Below are 25895 nucleotides of genomic sequence, written 5' to 3'. Positions count from 1 at the left end.
ATGCGGATATCCTTCGCGTCCTCAACTTGTCCGGCAAGGGGCGAGATCGAATGAATAACCAGGAAGAGCTGATTCTGCATTTGACGGAGCTGCGCAAGCGGCTGATTGTGTTCACATCGTGGTTCATTGCGATGCTGTGCGTCGGGTTATATTTATCGCCGCGGCTGCTGCTTCTGCTGAAGTCGCATCCAGCCCGGCTCGGGATTCAATGGAACGTGTTCGCGTTCACGGACGGCCTGTTCGTCTATATGAAATGCGCCCTGCTCTTCGCCGTGCTGCTGTCGCTGCCGGTCCTCTTCTATCAGCTATGGGCGTTCGTCCGGCCGGGATTGACGGAAGAGGAGGCGCGGGCGGCGCTGGCTTATGTGCCCGCCTCCTTCCTGATGTTCCTGTTGGGGGTTGCCTTCAGCTATTACCTTGTGTTCCCGATGATGCTGGAATTTCTGATGCAGATGAACCGCAGCATCGGGGCGGCGGAGATCTATGGCATCGACCGGTATTTCACGTTGATGTTCAATATCGTCTTCCCGCTCGGCATCGCCTTCGAGATGCCGGTCGTGGTCCTGTTCCTGACCCGGCTGGAGCTGATAACGCCGGATAAGCTGCGCCGCATCCGGAAGCCTGCCTATCTCGGCCTGACGATTGCCGGGGCGTGCATCTCCCCGCCCGATGTCGTCTCCCATTTGTCAGTGACCATCCCGCTGATCGCACTGTTCGAGTTGAGCATTTTTCTGTCCGCTGCCTATTCCCGCCGGCTGGAGGCCTCGTCTGCCAGTCCGTAGCCCTCACATCACATCTTCAAGGAAGGAGGTGGCCCTCCATGCTGAACAATATCGGGATTTCCGGCCTGGTCATTATTTTGATGCTGGCCTTGATGCTCTTCGGCCCGGCGAAGCTGCCGCAGCTCGGCCGGGCGTTCGGCGACACGCTGCGGGAATTCCGCAATTCCACCCGCGGCCTGACCGACGACGGCAAGGAAGACGAAGACAGAGAGACGATCGAGCTGAAAAAGCTTCCATAGGACCGACGCAAACAGCCGCAGCCTCCCTAAGCCAGGAGTGCTGCGGCTGCGCTGTTGTTATGGAACGGTCTTGAACCAGAGGCCGCTCGTGCCGTCGTCTTTGCGGCCGTTCGCAATGAGCGGCTCCGCATCGTCGTGACGGACTTGGAAGGCAGCCCACCCCGTATAGGTGCCTCCGACATATATCTTCGTCCGGAGCGGGGGATCCGGAGTGACGACCGCCACTGCAGGATAATCGGCGCCGTCGGATGATACCATGGTGAAGTCGAACGCGTTGACGTCGACCGCCGCGTCCGGGTTGGCATGAGAGTCGATGCTGACGGAGATTTTGGCCAATATGTATTCATAGCCCTTGCGCGGCGCTTTATTGAAGCGGTTCGTCGCGTAGATTTGTTCCCAAGCTTCCTTCCCTCTAACAATCTCCTCGACGGTTATGCTTCCTGTCGCCGTCGCATCGGCTCCGTTGCCCGCTGCAAAGACAATCGTCTCGCCCAGTGAAGCCGGGTGCTGCCGGGAAGCCTTGCGCGATTCCGCCGCGTCTTGCACGGCCGGCACAGCACGCGGAGAAGAATGGAGCGTAATCGTATGGCTTGTCTTGTCATAGCGCACGGCGGCCCCAAGCGCTTCCGAGACGGTGCGCAGCGGCACATAGACGGTGCCGTTGATGTCCCGGATGTCCGCATCTATTTTCTTCCCGTCCACGATCAGCTTGTACGAGCCGGCGGCCAACGCTCCGGTTGCACACGCGGCAAGCAGCATCGCGAACGCGAGTCCGATGAACCATCTTTTTTTCATGTCATCTCTCCTCTTGAAGTTATGTACCCAAGAAAGTATAGATTCTATCACTGCTTGGACTTGGCATATGTTTCTCGCAGCAGCGGATATCTGCTTGCTAGTCTATCAGCAGCGGGACTATTTTACCACACTCTTATCTCGTTAGCTCTGCTGGACGCTGCGAGAAGCGGCGGATGTCACGATGCCGTCCTATGTCGCGGCCAGCCAGCTGATGGCATACAGTATCCATACATGCAGAGGATAAAAAAGATAGAACAAGTATTTGGCCCACGGTTGGTCCGGGCCTCGTTGTCCGTTATAGGCCAGTATCAATAGGAGCGCGAAGACCATCATCCATTGCGGATTGACCACCAACAGGTAATGCGCCGTCCACATCTCCTCTCCGTGCACATTGGCGTACGGGGCGAGCGAGAACACGAGAGAAGAGAGGATATACGCCGGAATCATCGCTTTGGTGCCCCGAAGCAGATGGAAGACGATCGCCATCGATACCGCCAGCAAGCTGTACTCGACGAAGAACATGGCTCCCATAATGGTGCCGCAGATCAGGATGCCGCCCGCCGTCTGGCCTGACGATCTCGCCCAGTCCAACGCTGCCATCAGCACGAGTGCGGCGAAGAGCGAGAGGAAGATGTTGTTGTCGATCGTGCCGCCCGGCAGAGCAAACGTCAGCAGCTCGCTGCCGGCCGCCATCACCAGGGCGAAGATGAACATGCGCAGCATATAGCGCCGGATGTCCCGCGTATGAGCGTAGCCTTCCGCCGCGAAGAAGAAGAAGAGGGGGGCGGCCAGCCGTCCCGCGCTATGGAACCAATCGGGAGAATCCGGGAAGTAAAAATGAATATGATCGAGCAGCATGAGTGCGAGCGCGAGCAGCTTCAGCGTGAACGCGTTCAAGGCGTGGAATCCCTCCTTCGATAGCGGCCGCGGCGGTGCGGGCCACGGTTTTCCATTCCTAATCATAGCACAACCTCAGAGGAGGATTACGAAGAAAGTGGTTGAATTTGGTATAATGTCGGTGACAGAGTAGTAAGGCGCATGTCGGAGCTGCCGCCCCATGGCAGACTCGAATGCATTTTACAGGAGAGGAGTCGGGTATTTATGGATTTGCAACTGCACGACAAGACGGCCATCGTGTTGGCCTCATCCAAAGGCTTGGGATTGGCAGCAGCCTCCGCGCTGGCGGCGGAAGGGGCGCGCGTGACACTGGTCGGGCGCCAGGAAGAGACCGTTCGCGAGGCGGCGGGACAGATAGAGGCACGAACAGGCAGCCGGCCGCTCGCCGTCGTGGCGGATATCACCCGCCCGCAAGACATTGAACGCATCGTAGCTGTCACCGTGGAGCGGCACGGCACGGTCGACATTCTGGTCAACAATTGCGGGGGGCCGGCGCCGGGAACCTTCGATGAGATTGACGACGCGGCCTGGCAGCACGGCTTCGAGCTGACGCTGCTCAGCTATATCCGCTCCATTCGCGCCGTGCTTCCTTATATGCGCGGCCAGAAGTTCGGGCGCATCGTCAATGTGACCTCCTCCGCGCACAAGGAGCCGATCGAGAATCTTGTCGTCTCCTCCACGCTGCGGGTCGGCGTGCTCGGTCTCGCGAAGACGCTGGCTCCGGAGCTGGCGCGGGACAATATTCTGATCAATACGGTCGGTCCGGGCCGCTTCGCGACCGATCGCGTCATCCAATTGGACGAACTGGCGGCAGAGGCCCGGCAGGTGGAGGTCGGGCAGATTGCGGAGGAGCAGCGCCGCCGCATTCCTATCGGCCGCTACGGCAGCCCGGAGGAGATGGGGACGCTGATCGCGTTCCTCGCCTCGCCGGCGAACAGCTATATGACCGGACAGGCGCTGCTGGCCGACGGGGGAGCCGTCCGCTCGCTCTAAGCCGGAATGATTCATCGCCATGCGGGCCCCGGGGGAGAATTTCCTTCGGGGCTGCGGACGTTGGCGGCGGTGAAAGGTGCCCGCATTGCGGTTGAACGCCGTGCTATAATGGGTTCAGAGTATCGATAAGGAAGGAATGGACGCATGAAATCACTCGTTCTGGCAGAAAAGCCTTCGGTCGCGCGGGAACTCGCGCGCGTGCTCGGATGCCGCAACTCACATAAAACGTATTTTGAAGGTCCTGACTATGTCGTCACCTGGGCGCTCGGTCATCTCGTCGGGCTGGCGGAGCCGGAAGACTACGATAAGAAATACCAGACCTGGCGTCTGGAAGATCTGCCGATCATCCCCGATCGGATGAGATTGAAGGTGCTGCGGGAATCGTCCCACCAATTCAAGGCTGTCCAGCAGCTCTGCAAGCGTCAGGATCTGAAGGATCTGATTGTCGCGACCGACGCGGCGCGCGAAGGAGAATTGCTCGCCCGCTGGATTATGCAAATGGTGAAGTGGAACAAACCGTTCCACCGCCTCTGGATCTCCTCCCAGACGGACAAGGCGATTCGGGAAGGCTTCCGCCAATTGAAGCCCGGCAAGGCGTTCGATCGGCTGTATGAATCGGCCCGCTGCCGCGCTGAGGCCGATTGGCTCATCGGCTTGAATGTGACGCGGGCGCTGACGACCAAGTTCGAGACCCCGCTGTCCGCCGGCCGGGTGCAGACGCCGACGCTGGCGATGCTGATGAAGCGCGAGCAGGAGATTCGGGAGTTCCAGTCGCAGGAATATGAGACGGTTCACGCCGACTTCGGCGGCTTCGAGGCCGCATGGCGAGCCCCCGGCGGGGATGCCCGCCTGTTCCGGCTGGAAGAGGCCGCGGCGCTGGCCGAGAAGCTGAGAGGGCGCGAGGCGGTTATCTCCGGCTTGAAGAAGACGGAGAAGATTGAGCCGCACCCGCTCGCTTATGATTTGACCGAGCTGCAGCGGGACGCGAACCGGCGCTACGGCTTCTCCGCGAAGCAGACCTCGAATGTGCTGCAGCGGCTGTACGAGCAGCATAAGCTGGTGACGTATCCGCGCACGGACAGCCGGTACCTGTCTTCCGATATGACGGGAACGCTGCCCGAGCGGCTGGACGCGATGGCCGTCGGCCCGTACGCCGCGATCGCGAAGCCGCTCCTGCGCGGGAAGCTGCATGTGACGAAGCGCATCGTCGATGACGCGAAGGTGACGGATCACCACGCCATCATTCCGACGGATGAGCCGCTACGGCTGGCCAATCTGTCGCCGGAGGAGCGCAAGCTCTATGATCTGATCGCGCGCCGCTTCCTCGCTTTGTTCCTGCCCCCGGTCCGTTACGAGCAGGTCGCGGTCACGATCGGCATGGGCGGGGAACTGCTGCATGCGAAAGGCAAGACGGTCATCGACAACGGCTGGAAAAAAGCGTATGAAAACGATTGGGATCTGGCGGATGACGAGGACGATGCCGACGAAGCGGGCAGGGCCGAGCAGCGCTTGCCGAGCCTCGCACAGGGCCAACGGCTGCAGGCGAAGCGCGTCTTCACCCGGCGCGGACGGACGAAGCCGCCTGCAAGATATACCGAAGCTACGCTGCTTACCCAGATGGAGAAATACGGGCTGGGCACGCCGGCGACCCGGGCGGATATCATCGAGAAGCTGGTCTCCTCCGACACGATCGAACGCCAGGGCTCTTCGCTCCAGCCGACCGGCAAGGGGACCCAACTCATCAACCTCGTGTCCGAGCAGCTTCGCTCGCCGGAGTTGACCGCGCAATGGGAGCGGGAGCTGGAGCAGATTGCCCGCGGTTCGTCGCATACGTCCGCCTTCATGGCGGACATCCGCAAGATGACGGAGCAGCTCGTGAGCGAAGTGAAGCGGAGCCAGGCGGAGTATAAGCCGCATAACCTGACGAGCAGCCATTGCCCGGAGTGCGGCTCGCGGCTGATGGAGCGCAAGGGGAAGCGGGGCAAGTGGCTCGTCTGCTCCAGCAAGTCCTGCGAGTACCGGCGCTCGGATGAGAAGAATCTGTCGAACCGGCGCTGCCCGCAATGCCATAAAAAGATGGAGTTCAAAATCGGCAAAGCCGGCAAATTCGTGCAGTGTCTTCCTTGCAACATTACGGAGAAGCTGGAGGAAGGCGGCGGCAGAATCAAGAAGCATGAAGAGCGGAAGCTGGTCAAGCAATTCGAGAAGCAGGAGCCGCTCGGCAACAATCTGGGCGAGCTGCTCAAGGCCGCGCTGGCGAAGCAGGACGGCGAATAAGGAAGCGCGAGCGAAAAGGATAAGGGGGCGAGAGGCGCGATGCGGATCGTCATATTGGATGGCCACGCGCTCAATCCCGGCGATCTGAGCTGGGACGTGCTGCGCGCGGCGGTCGCGGAAGCGGCGGGCATTCCTGCGGCCGAAGTGCAGGTGGAGGCGTATGCGCGCACGAATCGAGAGGATATGGAGGCCCGGGCGCAAGGGGCGGATATCGTGCTGACGAACAAGACGCCGCTGTCTGCGGAGACGCTGCGGAAGCTGCCGTCGCTCCGCTATATCGGCGTGCTGGCGACCGGCTATGACATCGTCGATGTCGATGCGGCGCAGGCGCTGGGCATCACCGTTACGAACGTCCCGGGGTACGGCGCGGACAATGTCGCCCAATTCGTCTTCGCCCTGCTGCTGGCCTGGTGCCACCGCGTGGAAGCCCATGACCGGTCGGTGAAGCGGGGCGGCTGGTCCCGCCAGCCGGACTTCAGCTACTGGCTGTCGCCGCAGACGGAATTGGCCGGCAGGACGTTCGGCATTATCGGCTATGGGCAGATCGGGCGCAAGGTGGCCGTGCTGGCCCGGGCCTTCGGGATGGATGTCATCGCATCCACCCGCACCGTGCCGGAGGGCGAGGCCGGCATTCGGTTCGTCAGTCAGGATGAGCTGCTGGCCGAGGCGGATGTCGTGTCGCTGCATTGTCCGCTGACCGAAGAGACGCGCGGCATGGTCAACCGGTCCTTCATCGGGAAGATGAAGCGGACGGCGGTGCTCATCAATACGTCCCGCGGCGGGCTGCTGCATGAGCAGGAAGTGGCCGACGCGTTGCGGGAAGGGCGGCTCTGCGGCGTCCTGCTGGATGTGCTCGCGGAGGAGCCGCCTCCGGCATCGCATCCGCTGCTCATGCCCCATCAGCGGCTTATCGTCACGCCCCATATGGCCTGGGCTTCGCAAGCGGCCCGCCAGCGCCTGCTCGCGATTGCCGCCGATAATATTCGGGCCTATCTGACAGGCTCCCCGCAGCATGTCGTCCATCGCTAGGAGAAGGCGGCGAGATGAAGACGCCGATCAGGATTGGCCCGGGATTCGTTCCCGGGTCATTTTTTGGCATGCCATGAATATATATAGTTGGGGCGGTCCTGAATGCTGATGCGGCACGCGGGACGGGGCATCGTCACGACCCGCTCCTGTTCAGACAGACGGTTCTCCTGGATCGAGCGGGGCAATCTCCTTCAACCAGTTCACCGGTGCAAGGCATCACTACGGATTAGCGGCAAACATACGGCCTTTTTTCCAACCGATGCAAGTTCAACAGCTTTCTATTCTATGTTATTCCGACCCCTGTTATTTACTAGATTTCCTCGTTCTGCTATCCGATCAAGTCTCGTTTCTACCATATTTTTTCTATGAAATGGTAACAACATTGTTTATATTAATCCCGCTTATTTTCCCTTTTTGTCATGTTTCTGTAATGTCAAAATGCTAGACTTGTATTATAGTAGTGTCGAAAGAAGGAGAAGGAAGTGGAGAAAGAGCATGAGTAATCGAAACGTGATGTCGAGAAGCACACGGAAGCGGAAGAGCAAGAAGAGATGGATCGGGCGGACGGTATTGTTGCTGCTCGTTATTGGCATTTGCTACGGTGCTTATTCGGTGGCCAAGAGCTTGATAGGCACCGGCACCGCATCGGCGACCGGCAGCGAGCTGGTTGTCACGGAAGTAGCCGCATTCGCCTCGGCAGCGGTCGAGAAGGAAGTGCCGAAGGAGTATAATGGCATGACCCGCAAGGTCGCCTATCTTACATTCGATGACGGACCAAGCAAGTATTCGAACGACATGCTGGATCTGCTGGACAAAAACGGTATCAAGGCAACGTTCTTCATGCTTGGCGACAATATGAGAACCTATCCCGACGCGGTGAAGCGGATCGTGGAAGACGGCCATTATCCGGGACTTCACAGCATGTCTCACGACTACAATAAGCTGTACAAGAGCGGCGGTTCGGGCAACTTCATCAAGGAATTCCAGGAAGCGCAGGGCATCGTCAACGATCTGACCGGCGTGACGCCGACGCTTATCCGGGCTCCTTATGGCAGCGCTCCTCAGATCGGGGAATCGTTCCGCGGCGATATCGCGCAGGCCGGATTCAAGATGTGGGACTGGACGCTCGATTCGCTGGACTGGCAATATGTCGGGCAGCCGAACCGGATTCTGGAGCAGGTCAAGGCAGGACTGACAGAGGACGTGGAGGTCATCCTGATGCATGATCGTGAACAGACGCTGGCAGCTTTGCCGTCGATTATCGAGTATATCCAGAGCAAAGGGTATGAGTTCGAGGTCTATGATCCGAACGCTCACTTTGTCTGCAATTTCCATCATGACAAGCGTCTGTAGCAGGAACTAGGGAGGTACGAAGAGTGGCAGGATTGAGAACATGGGGCGCAGCGGCGGCATTATTGTCCATCGCCGTGGCGATATCAGGATGCGGCGCATCGCCGACGACGCAAATTTTCGACCGGTTCGAGAAGGCTTCATCGACGGAAGTGAATGTGCCGGCTGCGATGAGCTCGCTGAAAACCCTTGAAGATAAAGATGAGAAGCAATACATTTCCATTATAAATCAAGGCAAGCAGGACAACCGCAATGTACAGACCCTGATCGATAATACGAATCAGGCGCTCGCCGAGCGCAAGCAGGTGCTGGAGCAGATGAAGGCCCAGTTGGACGAGGCGCGCGATCAGATTGGCGAGATGGACGGGATCATAGCGAATCTGAAGGAAGAGGAGCTGAAGAAGCCGGCGGAAGAAGCTTATCAAGCTTACGTGAAGCGGTATGAGACGTTCAAGTCGCTCTTCGAGAGCTACGACAAGTGGATACAACATGAGCAGTCGCTGTACGAGCAGCTGAAGTCGGAGGAGACGAAGCTGAAGTCGATCAATAAGGCGGTCGCGGAACGGAATGAAGCCTACCGCCAGGTCGAAGAATTGAAGCAGCAGTTCAACGATTACACGACGCAGTTCAATACGCTCAAATCGGCCTTCTACGAGAAGGCGGGCTTGCAAGTGACGAAGCCTGCGCCGCCGAAGCAAGATGATGGCTCCGTCGATCCCGAATTGGAGATCCCGCCAATCGAGAACGACGGCACCGAATGATGTAAATGCTTTGCCCTCATCGCTTTTTCTCCGCCTTGCAGGCGGCGGAATTGGCGGCGGGGGCTTTTTTGAGCGCTGCAGCAGGTTCTTGCATGTTACATGAAGAGGAGAGCGGATCAAAAAAAGCATCCTTATCAGCAAGGATGCTCCGGACGAACAGGTATGGACAGGTGGCTCGTTATCCCCATGTCTTGTGCACAAATTCAGCCGCAATGAGGAAGACGACGTAGGAGACGACGGCGGAAGCAATGTAGGTGATGCCGAGCTTCACACGCTGCTGAAAGAGACGGACGATCCCCAGGCTGACGAGCGGACACACGATAAGCAGAAAAAACAGCACCGTCACGAACAGCTGCGGGCTTATGGAACTGATATCGACGTAGGTCATGAATAATCACCTCTTGAACCGATGGTTGAGCGTTGCTCCTAGTACTGCACATCTATAACCAAATGTAGCCTTCTATATGTAGTGATATACATCACAGTATCATTATAACGATTTGCCGTCCCCGCGTCTTCCATTATGATTGCAAGATTAAGGCGATTTTGAGGCAAAATTGGAGGAGAATGCTGTGGCAGCGCTGTTGAAGGGCGACTGCAGGAACCGGTTGCGCCTTCGAACCGTGGGGCGCCGGATGGAATCTCTTTCTCCTCATTTGCGGGAAATTTGTAATCCGGTGATTTTTTCACGCAAAAGATCGGCGCCTCTCGTGCTATAATACGAATCAAACAGAGCTATCGAACAAGAAGGAAGGGCAGGAAACCAGCATGCAATATATGGTAGGTATCGATGTCGGCGGCACGAATATCGTGTGCGGCCTGGTGAATGAGCGGTATGAATTGGTTGGAAAGCTGAAGCGGCCTACGGAAGCGGCGCTCGGCGTCGACCATGTGTTGGACAAGATCGCCAATATGATTGGTGAGCTGTTCGTTCAGTTCGAGGCGGATCGCACCCGTCTTCTGGCTGTCGGCGCCGGAATCCCGGGGTTCATCGATCCGGAGCGCGGCGTGAGCATCTTCGCATCCAATCTGAAGTGGCATAATGTGGACGTCTCCGGACGGCTTAACGCCAAGGTCGGCGTGCCGGTATTCATCGACAACGATGTCCGGATGTACGTCTATGGCGAGGCGATGAGCGGAGCCGGCCGGGGCGCGGGCGTCGTGCACGGCGTCACCATCGGGACCGGATTGGCGGCAGCTACCGTCGTTCAAGGGGAGCTCTATTACGGAAGCGGCTTCATGGCGGGAGAGCTGGGCCATATCGCGATCCCGGGCGAGACGACCCCGTGTGGATGCGGGCTGACCGGCTGCCTGGAGACGGTGGTCTCGGCGACAGGCATCGTGCGTCAAGCGAAGCAAGCGCTGGAGAGAGGACGCGAGAGCCTGCTGCGCGGCCCGTACGAGCGGGGAGAACTGTCCGCAGCCGATGTATCGCAGGCTTATGACGAAGGTGATGCGCTCGCCATCGAGATTATGGAATATACCGGCCAGGTGCTCGGCACCGGACTGTCGTATTCCATCTCGCTGCTCAGCCCGGATGTCATCGTCATCGGCGGCGGCGGCGCCATGGCCGGCGACCGGCTCCTCAAGCCGGTACGGGAGACGCTGTCCCGCTCCGTCTATCACGGCTATCTGGAGCGGCTCACGATTCGCCAGGGCGAATTAATCGATGACGGAGGCGTCATCGGCAGCGCGGCCTTCGCCAAGAGCCGGGCCGAGAAGCTGCGGCAGACGGGCGAGGGGATCATATAACGATTGGAGCCTCGCCTCCATGCGAAGCGAACGAACAGCCCTATCGGCTGTCATGATAAGAAGTGCCGGGAAGGGGGGCGGAAGGATGGAGTATCCGGACCGTAAGGAAGATCTAACCTCACTCATGCTGCAGGAAAAGATTGTCGCCATATTCCGCGGCTTTACCGGAGAAGCTGCCGATCAGGCAGGGGAAGCGCTGGTATCCGGCGGGATCCGGTTCATGGAGGTCACCATGAATACCGAGGGCGCCCCGGATATCATCCGCCGGTGGCGGGATCGGTTTGAGGGCCGCGCCTTCATCGGCGCAGGCACGGTGCTGGATGCCGATATGGCCCGAGCGGCATTGGCGGCGGGAGCGGAATTCCTCATCTCGCCGAATCTGGACGAGGCCGTCATCGATTATGCCGCCGCGCGCGGCGTCGATGTCTGGCCGGGCGTGCTGACTCCGACCGAGATCGTGCGGGCGTGGAATGCCGGGGCCAAGGCGGTCAAGCTGTTCCCGCTCGGCACGCTGGGGCCGAATTATATCCGCGAGATTCGCGGTCCGCTGGCCCATATTCCGATTATGGCGACTGGGGGCGTCGATCTGTCGACGATGGAGGCTTATGCCGCGGCCGGCGCCTCCGCGTTCGGGCTCGGATCGAAGCTGGTCCGGGGCGAGGATATCCGTTCCGGCCATTACGCCGCGCTGACTGAACATGCCGACCGCTTCGTCCAGCTTGCCCGGACCTTGGGATAGCGAAGCATGCGGGAGAACCGCTGCTGCTCGTGATTCAAGAGAGACGCTGCTGAAATGGGAAGTCGAGTGCCGCACAAGGGCGATGACGATGCAGCCGAGGAGAGAGCGCCCCTTCGGGGCTCCGGCATGGGATGCTGCGGTGAACCGTAAGCGAGATGCCGGAGCGCGAAGGGAGCTTCCTATTGTGGGGAGGAAGCCCCGGGCTAGAGCTTCATATCAATAAAAACAGAATCGCCTTGCGGCTTATTGTCCGGTTGAATCAATTCGCTAATCGAAGGCCCAATACCCCCCTCGGCCGCTTGGGACGGGTCTTGTTGTTTCTTCTCCATCTCCATTTTTTTCTTCAACAGCTGCTGAATTTGCATGTCAATGACCTGCATCTCCATCTTGAGCGCCTTTATTTTTTCGTCCTTCACCTTTTGCGCGTCGTCGCCCGTAGCGACGGCCAACATTTTCTCCGCAATGACGGCTTTTCGTTTGTTCAGCCTTTCAATTTGCCGGTCGATGCCGCTGGCCGCGCCGCTGCCAGCGCTGACCGGACCGCCTGCAGATACCGCCGTTACATTCATATTCAATCCTTCCTTTCTCCCTGCAAGGGATAGATGCGTGCCGCAGCCGCTTGGCGGGCAGCATGGGCATCTCGCCACTATACAGGAGTTATCGGTTTTCTTTCGCAATTTTTGAACAGTTACGGCAAAATTTAGGACATTGAAGTTCAAGGAAACGCTCCGCGGCGAACGGATTGTTCCCAGAAGGCAGCGGTTGCTCTCGTTGACAGCTTCCTTTTATCGTATCTTGAGCCGTAAATCTAGGAAAATTTGGACATATGGTATACAATAAAAGTAAATTGATTTCGGGAAGGATAGCCATTGTGGCGGTACCGATACTAGAAGTTATTCGACAAGTGATCCTGCACATCGCCGCTCCCCAAGGCATGCCGGACATGCAACAGCGGCTTGCGGCACCGATGGGATGGATGAACCCGAAAGTGAGGCGATATGATTATGACAGAGCTGACTGATCTGTGGTCCTACAGCATGGGGGCGATGGCCGCGCTGGGCTGCCTCGCCGGAGGAACCTGGACGCTGGCGGTGAAGAGCCAGTCTCCACGGCAATTGGCGGTGCGGAATGAGCCGGAGCGCCCGTTCGAGCGCATCTCCTTCAACGGATGCGCCACGCTGCATGGCTGGTTCGTGTGGGGCAAGGGGAACACTCCGGCGAAGCGCGCTCCGGTTATCATCCTGTGCCACGGATGGGGCTCGAACCGGGAGCGCGTGCTCCGCTACGCTTATCCGCTGGCAGATGCCGGCTTCAATCTGCTGCTGTATGATGTCAGCAGCCATGGAGACAGCGGGGCGGTCAAGGCTCCTTCGCCGCTATTGTTCCGCGATGACCTGCTCGCCGCGCTTCGATATGTGCGCACCCGTTCCGACGTCGAGCCGGATCGAATCGGGGTGCTCGGCCATTCGCTGGGCGGCTTCGGCGCCGTCATGGCGCTCGATTGCGGACTCGACGTGCAAGCGCTGGTGACGGACTCGATGCCTGCGCGCCCGTTGACCCTGGTCGCTGCGGAGCTGCGCCGGCGGCGGCTGCCGTCTTTTCCGCTCGCTACGGTCATTCCGCGTATCTGGCTGTACCGTTCCCAGATTCCCGTGTCGGTCTATGAAGAGCTGGATCTGGCCCGCTCGCTGTCCGACAACGAGGCTCGGACGGAAGGCCGGGTGCCGGTGTTGATGGTGCATTCCCGGGGGGACGGCTTCATCCCGGCCGGGGAGCTGGAAGGGATTCTGACCCGGCTGGCGTATCCGCAGCAGCACGTCTTCGTCGACAGTCCGGGGCATAGCTGCTCAGAGCAGGATCCCCGCTTCTGGCCGGAGGTGCTCCCGTTCTTCCGCTGGCATCTGGGGCTGTCGGCCGAGATGCCTTGTTCTTATCCGGAGCGGGCGCCTGCGGCGCGGCAGACACTATTGACTTGAATCCGATGATGCGCAACCGGTTTTTTAGGCCGGCTGCGCATTTTTTTTATAGGCAAATGCCGCATCGATTCGCTACGGCTCGTCTTTTTCCAAGAAGGGGGCAAGGGGATGTCCAAGCGGAACAAGCCGGAACCCGCACTGTTGCTGGTGGACACTGTCGAGCGGAATAGAATCGTCAGAGAACGGGATCGGCGAAGCGCATTCCATAACTAGACAGCATCTGCAAAACCCATATGTTACGATACGAACCACCAAAGGCGGACAACACCGCCGGATGGAAAGGTGGGTTGCGGATTGGTTGATGCAGACGTGCGAGAGGGCGGGGGATGCAATGAGGGAACGGCCATCCGGAGGCGGCCAAGACGGCGCTCCCCGTTCTCCGTATTGCGGATTATGCTCTTGGGCTGCTTCATCGTCAGCGTAGTGGCCGGACTAGCCCTGTGGCCGACGGTGGAAGCCCGCCCTTTCGAAGTCGTGCTGAATGATACGGCGGCGATGACGACATGGTTCGAGGAACGGTTCACGGAGCGGGAGGGCATCTCCTCTTTCCGTTATGAAGGCAGCACGGACACGCTGACGGCGCAGGTGACGGAAGCTTTGTCGGCCGCGCTTCATTCTGATCCATTTATCAGGTACAATGTAAGCAAGTATTCGTTCCAATGGAAAGGGAGCGCCGATTATGCGCTCGTCACCGTATATGTGGAGTATAGAGAAACGCGGGAACAAACGCAGTTCGTCTTGAACCGGGCCCATGAGATTGTGCAGGAGATTACGGCCCCGGATGATTCGCCGCATCAGAAGGTGAAAGCGATTCACGACTATGTCGTTAGCCATCTTACCTACGATGAGGGAATGACCAAGTTCACGGCGTATGAAGCATTGACCGAGGGCAAGACGGTGTGCCAAGGCTATGCGCTGCTGGTACATGCCATGCTGATAGAAGCGGGCATTCCGGGCCAAATTATCGAAGGCGAGGCGGGCGGCACCTTGCATGCCTGGAATCTTGTGCTGCTGGACGGTTCCTGGTATCACTTGGATGCAACCTGGGACGACCCGCTGCCTAACCGGGACGGCCAGATTCGGTATACGTATTATTTGCGCACCGATGAAGAGATGCGGGGCGATCATCTCTGGGCGGCGGAGCAGGCCCCGGCTGCCGACCGGGCCTATGCGCTGGCCGTCGATCGGATGAAGGCGGAGGGCGGCGGGCTGAGCAGCTTCGCCCGCCAGTTGGAGAAGGTGTGGAGCCCGGACGTGCTCCTGGCCGAGCGCGCCGTTCATGACGCCTCCACCTTGGCCGAGCGGTTCCAGACAGCCCGCGATTCCGGCAGCGAGCGGATGCAGCTTCGGTATGAAGGCGATGAGCTGCAGCTCCGGTCGGATCTGCATGATATGGTGGCGATGCTCGGTCTTCCCGCTCCGCTGGAATACCGCGTCTCGTCGCTGACGAACAGCGAGGATCGGATCGTGGAGATTACGATTCCGGCTTCGCCCTAACTTACGGTAGTCCTCTTCCTCTCTATAAGGCCCCGGTTCCGTTCAGGCGGAACCGGGGCCTATATTTCATGTATCAATTGATACTTTATGGAAATTGTGATAAAAATGTGGTATCAAATGATACTATGCTTAAGAATGAAATTAACGGAATTATGGCTTATATTAAGCTGAAAGATGAAACCGAAAGACGTGGATGCGTATGTCTATCCTTCCACGAAGATGAGCCTTAGAACGGATGGAGATTACGCTCGTCAAGAAGCGATTACATGATGGAGGGCCACTTATGCAACATGACAAAAGAATCAGATTCTGCGATCATTGCCAGTGTGAACGTGAGGTCGAGGTTCTTGAAAGAGAAGCAAGGTATACGTTTCGAAAGGAACCATTTGATATTATTGAGCAGTATATGAAATGTAACATATGTGGAAATGACGTTACCGATGAAAAATTGGGCACGGAAACCTTGAAAAAATTAAGCCAGGCATATGAAAATAAACATTCCATCAATGCAGAGTCGATTAAAGATTTACGCCAGCAATTCGGCCTGACTCAATCGCTATTTGCAAAAATCTTGAACATGGGGATTGCTACAATAAAAAGGTATGAAAGCGGAAGTTCTTCGCCCTCAACAACCCAAATTAATGTTCTGAAGTTACTGAAGAATAATCCAGAGTCCATATTGAAGTTCTACGAAGAAAACAAGGTAAGGCTCACTTCTGAAGAACAGCATGCTGTGGAGAAAAAGTTTAAACAGCTTTTTTCCGGAAATGAATTTGAACGGATGTCTTCGCAACTCTTCGAAATGATATATAAACCCTTCCAAAACACCATCAATAATGGATTTTCTGCGGTTAATATGAAGAAGTTTTTTCATATGATTTTCTACTTCGGGCAGGAGGGGGTTTTAAAAACAAAGCTGATGAAGCTTCTATGGTATGCTGACTTTTTGATGTACAAACGAAATCGTATGTCGATCAGCGGTGTACCGTATATACACAAGCCATTCGGCCCTGTCCCCAAAGATTATGAAATGGTGTTGGGTTGTCTTGAAGGATTGAATCAAATCTCGATTTCTACGGAAGAGGAACGGGATGGATTCACCAGAATAACAATTACATCGCTGGAACAATTTGAACATGAATTATTCACTTTACAAGAAAACGAAGTGATAGGTTTTGTAAGAAAATATTTTGAACATTTTGGTTCAGGGAAAATCAGTGATTTTGCTCATGATACATTGGCTTGGAAGGAAACAGAGAATGATGAGTTGATACCATACAGTTATGCAGAAACCATCCAGCTCCAATAACATTCTTGACATAAGCATCGCTTCACGACAAGAAGCTCCTGTCGGGCATCTGCCCGGGAGGAGCTTCTCTGAACTGCACTTACGATTCCACTGCTTCCCGCTTGGCGCGCTCCATTTCCTTGGCCCCCATATGGGTCAGAATGCAGAAAATAATGCAGCATATTACGGCAGTCAGCAATACATAGAAGCCGCCGTTCCAGCCGACCCGATCCACCATGAAGCCGAAGAGGGTAGTTCCTAAGGAAGCGCCCAAAATATAGCTCATAAACCCGCGCAAACCAACCGCCGATCCAACGGCGAAGGGCGGCACGACCTCCAACGTCTGCACGGAAGCGAGGAACTGCGGAATGTAAATCAGACATCCGATGATGGCCGCGAAGATGGTCGTGACCAGCAGCGACCCGCTCTGCCAGTAGCCGATGATGCAGAAGAAAATCAAGACCATGGCAATGATAGCCGGGGGCATGCGGTAGCCCTTGAAAAATCGGTCTGATACGTAGCCGACCAGGAGCGTGGAAGGGATGGCCGCCCATTCGAAAAACAGAAAGGCGACGCTCATCTCCGCCTTGGTGAAATTTTTCACATTCAAAAGATAGATTGGCAGCCAACTGATAATACCGAAGCGCACCATATAGACGAACACGTCTACGAACGAGACAAACCAGGCGTTTTTGTTGAACAGGACATAATTTTTGAAAATTTGCCAGACCGACATATCCTCCGGCGGCTTGGAAGCGGAGGAGGCCGATGCGGCCGGCTCGGATTCATCCGGGACGATTTCGTTCAGTGGCGGCAAGCCTTCGTTGACCGGAGAGCCCTTGGTCAGTGCCAATACGATCAGGGCGAACACGATGGCGACCGCCGCCGGCACTTGATAGCTTGCCGCTTGCCAGTGCTCCTGGCCCAGCATGGCGAATCCGACCCCGACGACAGGGGCTACGATGCCGCCGCCGATATTATGCGAGATGTTCCAGATCGCGCCGACGACGCCACGCTGTCTGCGCGGGAACCAGTTGGCGATCGTGATGAAGCTGGGGCCGACGCCCATTCCCTGGAATATGCCGTTCAGGATGACGAGCCCGGCGAACATCCAGAATGCCGTAGAGAAGCCCATCATAACATTGACCAATGCGCACATGAGAAGACCGAGGGCCATATACCTTTTCGGATCGGCCTTATCGGCCAGACTGCTCATCAGGCCTTTGCTGATGCCGTAGGCAATGAGCATGCAGCTGCTCAGCAGCCCGACTTCCGTCGCGCTAAGGTGGAGATCGTTCTGGAGATGCGGCGTCGATAAGGCAAAATTGTTCCGAACGATATAATAGGCCATATACCCGAAGAAAACACCTAGCAACGATTGCACCCGGAAGCGTTTGTACGTTTTTTGTACTTGCTCGGGCGGCACCTTGGCAGCGCTTACTCTAGGCTTCAAAAATGAAATCATGCGATCAACCTCGATTCTTAGCTGTAGATAAATAAAATAGCAAAACGATTACGGTGGGCACGATGCATTTCAACGGTTTGGGGAACCGGTTTCATAAGCGTGCTGTCTATTGGTTGTCCACTGTCTTATCGCTACCTCCCTGTCTTCCGATTTGCTTTCCTCGCCTTTCATTATCGGCCTTAGGCAAGCTGCGATACTATCAGCAAAGTTCTGATTTTTTGTAGGAGTTATCGAGACTGGTGTCAGAAAAAATCCTACACCGGCCGGGATGAGTAGGCATAATCTCTTAAAATCGGTTGGAAAGGGCATCGCTTATAGAGGGGGCCTGCTTTTCATGCTATACTGGGGGATGCAAAAAAAACGCCTCCGAGGCAGGCGCTTTCGAGGGAGGGAGCCTATACGCATCATGAAGAATAGGAGGATCAGGCTGCCAAGGGCAAGAGGCATGTTGCTTCTGATGTTGCTTGCCGCGATGATATCGGGGTGCACGGCGGGGCGCTCCGGCTATCAGATTGTGTTCGCCGAGACGGAAAGCGCGCCGCCCGATTCCCGAGACGATTCGCCGCCCCCGCTTCGTGTGGCGATCTCCAGTGTGCTGTCGCCGACGGATACGATCAATTATTATCGGGCGATTGCCGATTATGTGGGAGACAAGCTGAACCGGCCCGCGATCCTGATTCAGCGCAAGAGCTACAATGAAATCACCATGTTAATGATGAATGGCGGGGCGGATATTGCTCTGCTGTCGTCAGGGGCGTATCTGACCTACAAGCAAAAGCAGGCCGAGGGGCTTGAAGCGATTGCCATGCAGGAGCGAATGGGAGTGCCGTATTATTATGGTTATCTGGTCGTCAATCGCGACAGCGGGATGACGGATATTAACGATTTGAGGGGAAAAAGCATTGCCATCACCGACCCTGCCAGCTACTCCAGCTATTTTTTCATCAGTGAGCGGCTAGCGGAATTCGGGGAAACGCCGGAGCATTTTTTCGGACGCTATGTGTATACCTACAATCATGACAGCTCGCTCAAAGCCGTCATTGACAGAGTCGTGGATGCCGCAGCGGTGAACAGCCTGGTCTATGAGCAGGCCAAGCACAAAAATCCGGAGTTGGCCGATTCCCTGCATATTATCGCCAAGTCCAAGCCGGCAGGCACCAGTCCGGTCGTCATCAGCAGCAGCTTGCCGGAAGAAGAGAAGCAAATGTTAAAAGACATTTTTCTGTCCATGCATGAGCAAGAAGCGATGAAGTCTGCGCTGGAGGGACTGTTTATCGATCGCTTCGTTCCCTTCGATCCGCGGCTGTATGAGACCGCTTACAGAGATAAGCCTTCTTCGCGAGGCCGCCTATGAGATGGATGGGCAGGCTTCGAATTAACCAGAAAATATTCGGCACTATTTTCGCCGCCCTCATCTTCCTGGCCTTGGTCCTCGGCTCCATCATCTGGGACTCGCTGACGAGCATGATGGCGGAGGAGCTGAAGAAGCGCGGCGCCAATATTGCGCACAATATCGCGGCATTGAGCTCGGATTATATCCTTACGGACGATCAATTCTCGCTTCATTTGCTCATCTCCCAGGCCCAGAAGACGAACGAAGATGTTCGCTACATCCTGGTGATCAACAGCAATAACGGTCTGGTCGGGGACACGTTCTCCGGACAGCTGCCGCGAGGCATCCGGACCGCGCACCTGCCCGATGGCTCGAACGGGCAGCAGGCCGCCACGCTGCTAACGGATGAAGGCCGTATTCATGACATCCTGGTCCCCATCGAGGGGGGAGATGTCGGATTCGTTCGCGTCGGCATGGAGGAGACCCAGGCCAGGTCCTATATCTTTATGAAAATCGGGGAACTGATTGTCGCGGCCTTATTGGTGTGCGCGGCTACGGCCGGCATTACGTATTATGTTACCCGCTTCATTACGAAGCCGATCAACAATCTCGTTGCCGTGGCGACCGGGATATCGGCCGGGAATTTGTCTTTGCGGGCGCAAGTGACGAGCGATGATGAGGTAGGGAAGCTGGCGCAGGCCTTCAATGAAATGGCAGATAATCTGATTGACTCCAACATTGAAGTAGAGAAGCTGCTGACCGAGCTGCAGCACAAAGATCGGCTGCGGGATACGCTGATTTTGAAGCTGCTGTCCGCGCAGGAGGATGAGAGAAAGAGAATCTCGCGCGAGCTTCATGATGAGACGAGCCAGGCGCTCACGTCGCTGATGGTGACGATGCGCGTGCTGGCCGATGAAGCGAAGGATGCGGAGCAGCGGGAGCTGCTGTATGCCAGCCGCGATATGGCGGCCGGGATTTTGCGGGAGATCCGGGATTTGGCAGTGGAGCTAAGACCGCCGATTTTGGACGAGTTGGGTTTGATTCCCGCCATCAATAAATATGCGCAAAAATTCGAAGAGAAGCACAAGATTGCGGTGCTGCTGTCCGTACCCGAAGCGGATATCGTCATCGACAGCCATATCGCGGTCGCTTTGTACCGGATTTTGCAGGAAAGCTTGACCAATGTCGTGAAGCATGCGGCGGCGACCCGGATTGAGATCAGGATGGATGTCTCCGATTCTCGCATTCAGTTGACGATTCATGACAATGGTCACGGCATCGATCCGGAAGATTTCGCACGGGCGCGCGAGCAGCAGCGGATCGGAATATACGGCATGAAGGAAAGAGCCGAACTGCTGGGCGGTTCCTTCCATGTAACAACGACGAGTGCCGGCGGGACCGAGCTTCGGGCGTCGATCCCGCTAGCGCTGGAACAAGGGGGCAGTGATGGAACAGACCATTCAGACCGTCAAGATCATGATCGTGGATGACCACGCGTTGCTCCGCGCAGGCTTGAAGCTGCTATTGCACAAAAAGCCTTCCTTCCAGGTGGTGGGTGAAGCCGCCGACGGCGTGGAGGCCCTGCGGTTGTATGAGGAAGTCCAGCCGCATCTCTTGCTGCTCGACATCAGCATGCCGCGCCTGGACGGCATCCAGGTGCTTGCCGAGATCAAGCAGCGCCATGAACAGGCAAAAGTCATCGTCCTCACCATGCATGAAGATGAAGATTATATCACATCGATTATGAGGGCGGGAGCATCCGGTTATATTCCGAAGGCGGCGGTGGATGAAGAGCTGTATACAGCCATTGATTCCGTGATGAGCGGATACGTCTACCTGCGGCCGCAGGAAACACGGATACTGTTGTCGTCGATGCTGAAAAAAACGCCGCATGAAGCGGAGGCCGGTGATCCTTACCGGCTGCTGAGCCCGCGGGAGATCGAAGTGCTCCGTTTTCTCGCCAGAGGCTATACGCTGGTCGAGACCGCCCGGGAATTGATGGTCAGCATCAAGACGGTCGATACGCATAAGACGAGAATGATGAATAAGCTGAACGTAACGCGCCGAAGCCAGCTTGTCGAGTATGCCATGAAGCATCATCTTCTGCAGGGCGGTCCGGAATCGTAGCGTGACATGCAGGTTGGGAAAATCACCTTGAAAGCCGATGGCTGAAAGGTGATTTTTTTGTGCCCGGCCTTCGGAGAACATGTCCGCGATCCATCCGCTGCACATTTCCCTGTAAATTTTATTATTTTAATTTTGTCGGATTCGGTAGTTTTCCGTTGTTTTCCTATTAACCTGTTTGTTATCACCGATTTCATTCCGGCGCAAAGGGGGGGAAGCAATGATTCAATTCCATCAAATCAACAAACATTACGGCAAATTCCACGTGTTGAAGGATATTAACTTATCGATTAAGCAGGGGGAAGTGGTCGTCGTCATCGGACCGAGCGGCTCCGGGAAGAGCACGATGGTACGCTGCATCAACCGTTTGGAAACGGTTACGGACGGCGAACTGATTGTGGACGGCGTCCGGGTCAACGACAAGTCCACCGACATCAATCAATTGCGGCGGAATATCGGGATGGTGTTCCAGCATTTCAACCTGTACCCTCATAAGACTGTGCTGGAAAATATAACGCTCGCTCCGATACAAGTAGCCGGCATGTCGAGGCAGGAAGCCGAGCAGGCGGCGATGCTGAACCTGGAGAAGGTGGGCATTGCCGATAAAGCGAAGGCTTACCCGTCGCAGCTCTCGGGAGGCCAGCAGCAGCGCGTCGCGATCGCGCGGGGGTTGGCGATGAAGCCGAAAATTATGCTGTTCGATGAGCCTACCTCGGCGCTCGATCCGGAGACGATCGGGGAAGTGCTCGATGTGATGAGAACGCTGGCCCGGGAAGGGATGACGATGGTCGTCGTCACCCATGAGATGGGCTTCGCGAGAGAAGTGGCGGACCGCATCGTCTTTATGGATCAAGGACGGATTATCGAGGAGGCGGAGCCGGTCGACTTTTTTACCAGCCCGCGGGAGGAGAGGGCGCGAGTCTTTCTCAGCCGGATATTAAACCACTAAGAAGTCTGCTTTTGATCACGAAGTGACCCAGGTGAATAAAAAAGGAGTGTTCTTAATGAAACGTTGGTTTAAAGTTATTGGGGCCGCTGTAGCCGCCGCATTGATTGTAAGCGCTTTATCCGCGTGTTCCCAAACGTCTGCCGGAGGCCAAGGAACGATTGATCAGATTAAAAAGAGAGGCAAGATCATTGCCGGGGTGAAGTACGATCTGAATCTGTTCGGGCTGAAGGATCCGGGCACCGGGGAAGTGCAGGGTCTCGATATCGACATCGCGAAGCAGATCGCGAAAAAGGTGCTCGGCGACGAAAACGCGATCGAGCTGATGGAAGTGACGTCCAAAACGCGCATTCCGATGCTGAAGAACGGCGACATTGACTTCATTATCGCGACGATGACGATTACGGATGAGCGGAAAAAGGAGATCGATTTCTCGGATGTTTATTTTACGGCTGGCCAATCGCTGCTCGTTCCCGTTGACAGCCCGATCAACTCCATCAAGGATCTGACCAAGGAATCGAAAGTGTTGACCGCCAAAGGATCGACATCGGCCAAAAACATTCGCGAATCGGCACCGGATGCGCAGATCCTCGAATTCGAGAACTATGCCGAGGCGTTCACGGCATTGAAAGCGGGCCAGGGCCAAGCGCTGACGACCGACAATGCCTTGCTGTATGGAATGGCGCAGCAGGACACCAACTTCCGCGTCCTGGATGAGACCTTCACGGATGAGCCTTATGGGATTGGAATCCGGAAAGGCGATGAAGAATTCGTCAAGCTGGTCAATGAGACCTTGAAGGAACTGAAGGACAGCGGCGAATACGACCGGATGTATGAGAAATGGATCGGCAAAAAACCGAACTAAACCGAAACCGTTGAGGGGGGAGCAGGCGCTCGCCCCCTTTTTAGAAAACCGTGACCGAAGCTGACCCATCCTGGGAGGGGGAAACTATGTTGATTCAATTTACCGTCCTTACCGAGCATCTCGACCGCTATTTCATCGGATTCGGGGGGACCGTTGCAGCCAGCGTGATTTCACTGATCGCGAGCTTTATTCTCGGCGCCGTCATTGCCGTGTTCCGCATTACCCCCATCAAGCCGCTGCAATGGTTCGGCACCGCGTATGTCGAGTTTATCCGCAATATCCCGTTAATGCTGATCGCCATTTTTGTTCTTGTTGGCCTGCCGCTGCTGACGGGCGCCCTTCTGGTTCCGTTTGCGGCCGGATTGACCGCCTTGACGGTCTATACCTCCGCATTTATCGCGGAGGTGATTCGCGCCGGCATCCAGGCGGTTCCCGCCGGACAGATGGAAGCGGCACGCTCCTCCGGGCTGACCTATATTCAAGCGATGCGGCATGTCATCCTGCCGCAGGCGATCAAATTAGTCATTCCGCCGTTGGGCAATCAATTTTTGAACCTGGTAAAAAACTCTTCGATCTTGACCGTACTGTCGGCCCCGGACTTGATGTACCAAGCCGACCTGATTAATTCCGACACCTTCGACACGTTCAGCACGTATATTTTTGCCGCGGCGTTCTACTTGCTTTTGACGATTCCGCTAAGCTTCGGCATTCGTTTCCTGGAACAGAAGTACCAGACCGGCAAAGGAGTGGAGGCCTAATGGACTTTATCGGAGCGCTGTCCCCCGTCAATATTCAATTTCTGCTGCAGGGCTTTCTCATTACGATCGAGGTGGCTCTGATCTCGATTGCGATCAGCTTTGTCATCAGCGTCCTGGTGGGAACGGTCCGGTACGCCAAGGTGCCGGTGCTGGGCAAATTATTCGCGGTCCTCGTCGAGGCCATTCGCAACCTGCCGCTGCTGCTGATTATCTTTTTTACCTATTTCGCCCTGCCCCAGATCGGTATTAAGCTTGATAAATTTACCGCCGCGGTCATTGCGCTTGTTATTTTCGAGTCCGCGATGATCTCCGAGATTGTGCGGGGCGGACTGAATTCCGTCGAGAAGGGCCTGATTGAAGCAGGACGCTCATCCGGCTTGACGCAGGTGCAGACGCTGAGGCATATCGTGCTCCCGATCGCGCTGCGCCGCATGGTGCCGCCCATGGTGAGCCAATTCATTTCCCTGTTGAAAGACACGTCGCTGGCGGTCGTCATTGCGCTGCCGGAGCTGATGAACCATGTCAATATCATTAACGGCCACAATATCAACTACGTCATTCCGACGTTCCTGTTTGCGGCGCTGCTGTACTTCATAGTCAACTACGTGCTGTCGATCGCTTCACGCAAGCTCGAAAGCAAGCATTCCTGAAAATGGATATTTTACGAGACAAAACGGGTTCTTTTCCGGTACGATAAGAGGGAGGACGTTGAGGGCATCGGGAGGAAAGGGGCGATACAATCAGCGTGCGAGACCACAGGCTGCTCATTTGGAGCATCATTCTCTTATCGACGGGATTGCTGGGCGAAATGAAGATCACCCCGTTCGGCGGCGATTTTCGCTTCTCGCTCGGAATTATGGCCTATTTTTTCGGACTGCTATGGTTCTCCGTGCCTGTGCTTGCGACCGGCATCGCCGTGGGCGCATTCGTCGTTGTCTTCCGCATCATGTTAGGAATGCTGCTGCATGGCATCCCGGCAGACGAAGGATTTATGCAGCATATGCCCGTATTTTTCTATTATGTCACCTTCGCAGCGATAATCTCCCTGCTCAAATTGAAAGCCAACGTAGAATATCATGTCAAAGTCGCCATATTCGGCGCGTTAGCGGATATCGTATCCAATGGGGCGGAATTGCTCATTCGGTTCGCTGCCGGCACGCCGCCGCACATGACGGCTCATGAGACGATGCTGGTCGTTCTCGTTGGCTTGCTGCGAAGCTTTTTTGCCGTAGGCCTATGCAATATGCTGGCGATTCGTCAAGTTCGGGCATTGGGAGAACAGAGGCAGAAGGAATTGGAGCGGTTAATGCTTATTAATTCGGATCTGTTCGAAGAGGCCTTTTATCTTCGCAAATCGATGTCCCATATCGAAGAAATTACGCGGGAAAGCTACCGGTTGTACCGTTCGCTCAAAACCGAATCTCATCCGGGCGCGTCACAGGCGCTTCATATCGCGGAGCATGTGCATGAGGTGAAAAAGGATTCAGAACGGATTTTATCCGGCTTATTCAAAATTATTCAGCAGGAACGGATGCTGTCCAAGCGTATCTCGATTGCCGAACTATGCGCCTTGGTGACGCGGGCCAATGCGAATTACGGCTTGCTGCTCGGCAAAAGCGCAGACATCCAGGCCACATGCGACATCAATCTGTCCACCACCGAAATTTACCCGCTTCTCTCCGTACTGAACAACATCGTATCGAATGCCGTAGAAGCGCTGCCGCATCAAGGCCGCATCCAAGTGCAGGTTGATCTCCGCGACGATTCCATCTTGTTCTCCGTCACGGACGACGGCCCGGGCATATCCGCCGATGAGCTCGATTTGATCTTTCATCCCGGATTCACGACCAAATTCGATGCCGAAGGCAACTCTTCCACCGGCATCGGACTATCGCACGCCGCCGATATCGTCCGCTTGCTTGATGGAGACATCCGCGTCCGCAGCGCTCCCGGGAACACATGCTTCGAGATACGAATTCCTGTGGAGCGGCTGACTTGAAGAGGTTGTTCGATCGAAAGGGAGGCTGTC

Annotated in this window: 26 protein-coding genes; 21 read left to right on the top strand and 5 right to left on the bottom strand. The window is 56.2% G+C overall.

What is annotated here, in order from left to right; translation table 11 throughout:
* Positions 1 to 50 precede the first annotated feature (50 nt).
* Both tatC and NNL35_RS28910 read left to right on the top strand, forming a co-directional pair.
* Positions 51 to 782 (top strand): twin-arginine translocase subunit TatC, encoded by a 732-nt coding sequence (gene tatC, locus NNL35_RS28915; protein WP_006678760.1) that lies wholly within the window; start codon positions 51 to 53, stop codon positions 780 to 782.
* 38 nt (positions 783 to 820) lie between these two features.
* On the top strand, positions 821 to 1021 hold the full coding sequence (locus tag NNL35_RS28910) for a twin-arginine translocase TatA/TatE family subunit (protein ID WP_006678761.1): 201 nt from the start codon (positions 821 to 823) through the stop codon (positions 1019 to 1021).
* 57 nt (positions 1022 to 1078) lie between these two features.
* On the opposite strand, the gene NNL35_RS28905 is transcribed toward NNL35_RS28910, so the two are convergent.
* Together NNL35_RS28905 and NNL35_RS28900 are read right to left on the bottom strand one after the other, a co-directional pair.
* Positions 1079 to 1816: a stalk domain-containing protein gene (locus NNL35_RS28905; protein ID WP_006678762.1), complete on the bottom strand. Its 738-nt coding sequence runs from the start codon at positions 1814 to 1816 to the stop codon at positions 1079 to 1081.
* 189 nt (positions 1817 to 2005) lie between these two features.
* The gene (locus NNL35_RS28900; protein ID WP_006678763.1) at positions 2006 to 2713 is read right to left on the bottom strand and encodes a TraX family protein; all 708 of its coding nucleotides are present in this window, start codon (positions 2711 to 2713) and stop codon (positions 2006 to 2008) included.
* A gap of 204 nt (positions 2714 to 2917) precedes the next feature.
* On the opposite strand from NNL35_RS28900, the gene NNL35_RS28895 reads away from it, so the two are divergent.
* From NNL35_RS28895 to NNL35_RS28875, 5 genes are all read left to right on the top strand, one after another.
* Positions 2918 to 3706 (top strand): SDR family oxidoreductase, encoded by a 789-nt coding sequence (locus NNL35_RS28895; RefSeq protein WP_006678764.1) that lies wholly within the window; start codon positions 2918 to 2920, stop codon positions 3704 to 3706.
* 144 nt (positions 3707 to 3850) lie between these two features.
* Positions 3851 to 5983, top strand: coding sequence for a DNA topoisomerase III (locus tag NNL35_RS28890; protein ID WP_006678765.1), 2133 nt, complete (start codon positions 3851 to 3853; stop codon positions 5981 to 5983).
* Positions 5984 to 6022: 39 nt separating this feature from the next.
* On the top strand, positions 6023 to 7012 hold the full coding sequence (locus NNL35_RS28885) for a D-2-hydroxyacid dehydrogenase (RefSeq protein WP_006678766.1): 990 nt from the start codon (positions 6023 to 6025) through the stop codon (positions 7010 to 7012).
* Between the two features lie 495 nt (positions 7013 to 7507).
* Positions 7508 to 8365, top strand: coding sequence for a polysaccharide deacetylase family protein (locus NNL35_RS28880; RefSeq protein ID WP_238535423.1), 858 nt, complete (start codon positions 7508 to 7510; stop codon positions 8363 to 8365).
* A 23-nt stretch (positions 8366 to 8388) separates the two neighbouring features.
* Positions 8389 to 9123 (top strand): YkyA family protein, encoded by a 735-nt coding sequence (locus NNL35_RS28875; RefSeq protein WP_006678768.1) that lies wholly within the window; start codon positions 8389 to 8391, stop codon positions 9121 to 9123.
* 178 nt (positions 9124 to 9301) lie between these two features.
* Here the strand turns inward: NNL35_RS28875 and NNL35_RS28870 are convergent, their stop codons facing one another.
* Positions 9302 to 9511: a hypothetical protein gene (locus NNL35_RS28870; RefSeq protein ID WP_006678769.1), complete on the bottom strand. Its 210-nt coding sequence runs from the start codon at positions 9509 to 9511 to the stop codon at positions 9302 to 9304.
* Between the two features lie 380 nt (positions 9512 to 9891).
* Here NNL35_RS28870 and NNL35_RS28865 point away from each other — a divergent pair, with 380 nt between their 5' ends.
* Both NNL35_RS28865 and NNL35_RS28860 read left to right on the top strand, forming a co-directional pair.
* Positions 9892 to 10875, top strand: coding sequence for an ROK family protein (locus NNL35_RS28865; protein ID WP_006678770.1), 984 nt, complete (start codon positions 9892 to 9894; stop codon positions 10873 to 10875).
* Between the two features lie 85 nt (positions 10876 to 10960).
* Entirely contained in the window at positions 10961 to 11614 is a 654-nt protein-coding gene (locus tag NNL35_RS28860) for a bifunctional 4-hydroxy-2-oxoglutarate aldolase/2-dehydro-3-deoxy-phosphogluconate aldolase (RefSeq protein WP_006678771.1), read from the top strand.
* A gap of 203 nt (positions 11615 to 11817) precedes the next feature.
* Here NNL35_RS28860 and NNL35_RS28855 read toward each other — a convergent pair whose 3' ends face one another.
* Positions 11818 to 12183, bottom strand: a complete 366-nt coding sequence (locus tag NNL35_RS28855) for a FlxA-like family protein (RefSeq protein ID WP_006678772.1) — start codon at positions 12181 to 12183, stop codon at positions 11818 to 11820.
* 257 nt (positions 12184 to 12440) lie between these two features.
* Between NNL35_RS28855 and NNL35_RS28850 the strand changes: the two genes are divergently transcribed.
* From NNL35_RS28850 to NNL35_RS28835, 4 genes are all read left to right on the top strand, one after another.
* Entirely contained in the window at positions 12441 to 12635 is a 195-nt protein-coding gene (locus tag NNL35_RS28850; RefSeq protein ID WP_006678773.1) for a hypothetical protein, read from the top strand.
* Complete coding sequence (locus NNL35_RS28845) at positions 12619 to 13590, top strand: alpha/beta hydrolase (protein WP_006678774.1); 972 nt, start codon at positions 12619 to 12621, stop codon at positions 13588 to 13590. Before NNL35_RS28850 ends, NNL35_RS28845 begins: the two co-directional genes overlap by 17 nt.
* Before the next feature lie 294 nt (positions 13591 to 13884).
* A complete protein-coding gene (locus tag NNL35_RS28840) occupies positions 13885 to 15087 on the top strand; it encodes a transglutaminase domain-containing protein (protein ID WP_006678775.1) in 1203 nt (400 codons plus the stop codon).
* 283 nt (positions 15088 to 15370) lie between these two features.
* On the top strand, positions 15371 to 16396 hold the full coding sequence (locus NNL35_RS28835) for a type II TA system antitoxin MqsA family protein (protein ID WP_040733403.1): 1026 nt from the start codon (positions 15371 to 15373) through the stop codon (positions 16394 to 16396).
* 79 nt (positions 16397 to 16475) lie between these two features.
* Here NNL35_RS28835 and pgtP read toward each other — a convergent pair whose 3' ends face one another.
* Positions 16476 to 17840 (bottom strand): phosphoglycerate transporter PgtP, encoded by a 1365-nt coding sequence (gene pgtP, locus NNL35_RS28830; RefSeq protein WP_040733407.1) that lies wholly within the window; start codon positions 17838 to 17840, stop codon positions 16476 to 16478.
* 445 nt (positions 17841 to 18285) lie between these two features.
* Here pgtP and NNL35_RS28825 point away from each other — a divergent pair, with 445 nt between their 5' ends.
* The 8 genes from NNL35_RS28825 (at position 18286) to NNL35_RS28790 (ending at position 25865) form a co-directional block, all read left to right on the top strand.
* Positions 18286 to 19194, top strand: coding sequence for a substrate-binding domain-containing protein (locus tag NNL35_RS28825; RefSeq protein ID WP_006678778.1), 909 nt, complete (start codon positions 18286 to 18288; stop codon positions 19192 to 19194).
* The gene (locus NNL35_RS28820; protein WP_254553941.1) at positions 19191 to 20663 is read left to right on the top strand and encodes a HAMP domain-containing sensor histidine kinase; all 1473 of its coding nucleotides are present in this window, start codon (positions 19191 to 19193) and stop codon (positions 20661 to 20663) included. The genes NNL35_RS28825 and NNL35_RS28820 overlap by 4 nt, the downstream gene beginning before the upstream one ends.
* Positions 20620 to 21300 (top strand): response regulator transcription factor, encoded by a 681-nt coding sequence (locus NNL35_RS28815; protein ID WP_006678780.1) that lies wholly within the window; start codon positions 20620 to 20622, stop codon positions 21298 to 21300. Before NNL35_RS28820 ends, NNL35_RS28815 begins: the two co-directional genes overlap by 44 nt.
* Before the next feature lie 217 nt (positions 21301 to 21517).
* Positions 21518 to 22246, top strand: coding sequence for an amino acid ABC transporter ATP-binding protein (locus NNL35_RS28810; protein ID WP_006678781.1), 729 nt, complete (start codon positions 21518 to 21520; stop codon positions 22244 to 22246).
* 55 nt (positions 22247 to 22301) lie between these two features.
* The gene (locus tag NNL35_RS28805; protein WP_083835608.1) at positions 22302 to 23108 is read left to right on the top strand and encodes a transporter substrate-binding domain-containing protein; all 807 of its coding nucleotides are present in this window, start codon (positions 22302 to 22304) and stop codon (positions 23106 to 23108) included.
* Positions 23109 to 23194: 86 nt separating this feature from the next.
* Positions 23195 to 23866, top strand: coding sequence for an amino acid ABC transporter permease (locus NNL35_RS28800; protein WP_006678783.1), 672 nt, complete (start codon positions 23195 to 23197; stop codon positions 23864 to 23866).
* On the top strand, positions 23866 to 24516 hold the full coding sequence (locus tag NNL35_RS28795; protein WP_006678784.1) for an amino acid ABC transporter permease: 651 nt from the start codon (positions 23866 to 23868) through the stop codon (positions 24514 to 24516). The genes NNL35_RS28800 and NNL35_RS28795 overlap by 1 nt, the downstream gene beginning before the upstream one ends.
* A 95-nt stretch (positions 24517 to 24611) precedes the next feature.
* Positions 24612 to 25865 (top strand): ATP-binding protein, encoded by a 1254-nt coding sequence (locus NNL35_RS28790; protein ID WP_006678785.1) that lies wholly within the window; start codon positions 24612 to 24614, stop codon positions 25863 to 25865.
* Positions 25866 to 25895 lie beyond the last annotated feature (30 nt).

Source organism: Paenibacillus dendritiformis, assembly GCF_945605565.1.
Lineage (GTDB): Bacteria > Bacillota > Bacilli > Paenibacillales > Paenibacillaceae > Paenibacillus_B > Paenibacillus_B dendritiformis_A.
This window is presented reverse-complemented; position numbering and strand designations above follow the sequence as displayed.

Excerpts from the sequence above, each read along its gene's own strand:
- NNL35_RS28890 (WP_006678765.1), top strand. The coding sequence starts at position 3,851 with ATGAAATCACTCGTTCTGGCAGAAAAGCCTTCGGTCGCGCGGGAACTC.
- NNL35_RS28870 (WP_006678769.1), bottom strand. The coding sequence starts at position 9,511 with ATGACCTACGTCGATATCAGTTCCATAAGCCCGCAGCTGTTCGTGACG.
- NNL35_RS28895 (WP_006678764.1), top strand. The coding sequence starts at position 2,918 with ATGGATTTGCAACTGCACGACAAGACGGCCATCGTGTTGGCCTCATCC.
- NNL35_RS28885 (WP_006678766.1), top strand. The coding sequence starts at position 6,023 with ATGCGGATCGTCATATTGGATGGCCACGCGCTCAATCCCGGCGATCTG.
- NNL35_RS28805 (WP_083835608.1), top strand. The coding sequence starts at position 22,302 with ATGAAACGTTGGTTTAAAGTTATTGGGGCCGCTGTAGCCGCCGCATTG.
- tatC (WP_006678760.1), top strand. The coding sequence starts at position 51 with ATGAATAACCAGGAAGAGCTGATTCTGCATTTGACGGAGCTGCGCAAG.
- NNL35_RS28880 (WP_238535423.1), top strand. The coding sequence starts at position 7,508 with ATGAGTAATCGAAACGTGATGTCGAGAAGCACACGGAAGCGGAAGAGC.
- NNL35_RS28910 (WP_006678761.1), top strand. The coding sequence starts at position 821 with ATGCTGAACAATATCGGGATTTCCGGCCTGGTCATTATTTTGATGCTG.
- NNL35_RS28810 (WP_006678781.1), top strand. The coding sequence starts at position 21,518 with ATGATTCAATTCCATCAAATCAACAAACATTACGGCAAATTCCACGTG.
- NNL35_RS28855 (WP_006678772.1), bottom strand. The coding sequence starts at position 12,183 with ATGAATGTAACGGCGGTATCTGCAGGCGGTCCGGTCAGCGCTGGCAGC.
- NNL35_RS28815 (WP_006678780.1), top strand. The coding sequence starts at position 20,620 with ATGGAACAGACCATTCAGACCGTCAAGATCATGATCGTGGATGACCAC.
- NNL35_RS28800 (WP_006678783.1), top strand. The coding sequence starts at position 23,195 with ATGTTGATTCAATTTACCGTCCTTACCGAGCATCTCGACCGCTATTTC.
- pgtP (WP_040733407.1), bottom strand. The coding sequence starts at position 17,840 with ATGATTTCATTTTTGAAGCCTAGAGTAAGCGCTGCCAAGGTGCCGCCC.
- NNL35_RS28860 (WP_006678771.1), top strand. The coding sequence starts at position 10,961 with ATGGAGTATCCGGACCGTAAGGAAGATCTAACCTCACTCATGCTGCAG.
- NNL35_RS28850 (WP_006678773.1), top strand. The coding sequence starts at position 12,441 with ATGGTATACAATAAAAGTAAATTGATTTCGGGAAGGATAGCCATTGTG.
- NNL35_RS28865 (WP_006678770.1), top strand. The coding sequence starts at position 9,892 with ATGCAATATATGGTAGGTATCGATGTCGGCGGCACGAATATCGTGTGC.
- NNL35_RS28825 (WP_006678778.1), top strand. The coding sequence starts at position 18,286 with ATGTTGCTTCTGATGTTGCTTGCCGCGATGATATCGGGGTGCACGGCG.
- NNL35_RS28835 (WP_040733403.1), top strand. The coding sequence starts at position 15,371 with ATGCAACATGACAAAAGAATCAGATTCTGCGATCATTGCCAGTGTGAA.
- NNL35_RS28845 (WP_006678774.1), top strand. The coding sequence starts at position 12,619 with ATGACAGAGCTGACTGATCTGTGGTCCTACAGCATGGGGGCGATGGCC.
- NNL35_RS28905 (WP_006678762.1), bottom strand. The coding sequence starts at position 1,816 with ATGAAAAAAAGATGGTTCATCGGACTCGCGTTCGCGATGCTGCTTGCC.
- NNL35_RS28820 (WP_254553941.1), top strand. The coding sequence starts at position 19,191 with ATGAGATGGATGGGCAGGCTTCGAATTAACCAGAAAATATTCGGCACT.
- NNL35_RS28795 (WP_006678784.1), top strand. The coding sequence starts at position 23,866 with ATGGACTTTATCGGAGCGCTGTCCCCCGTCAATATTCAATTTCTGCTG.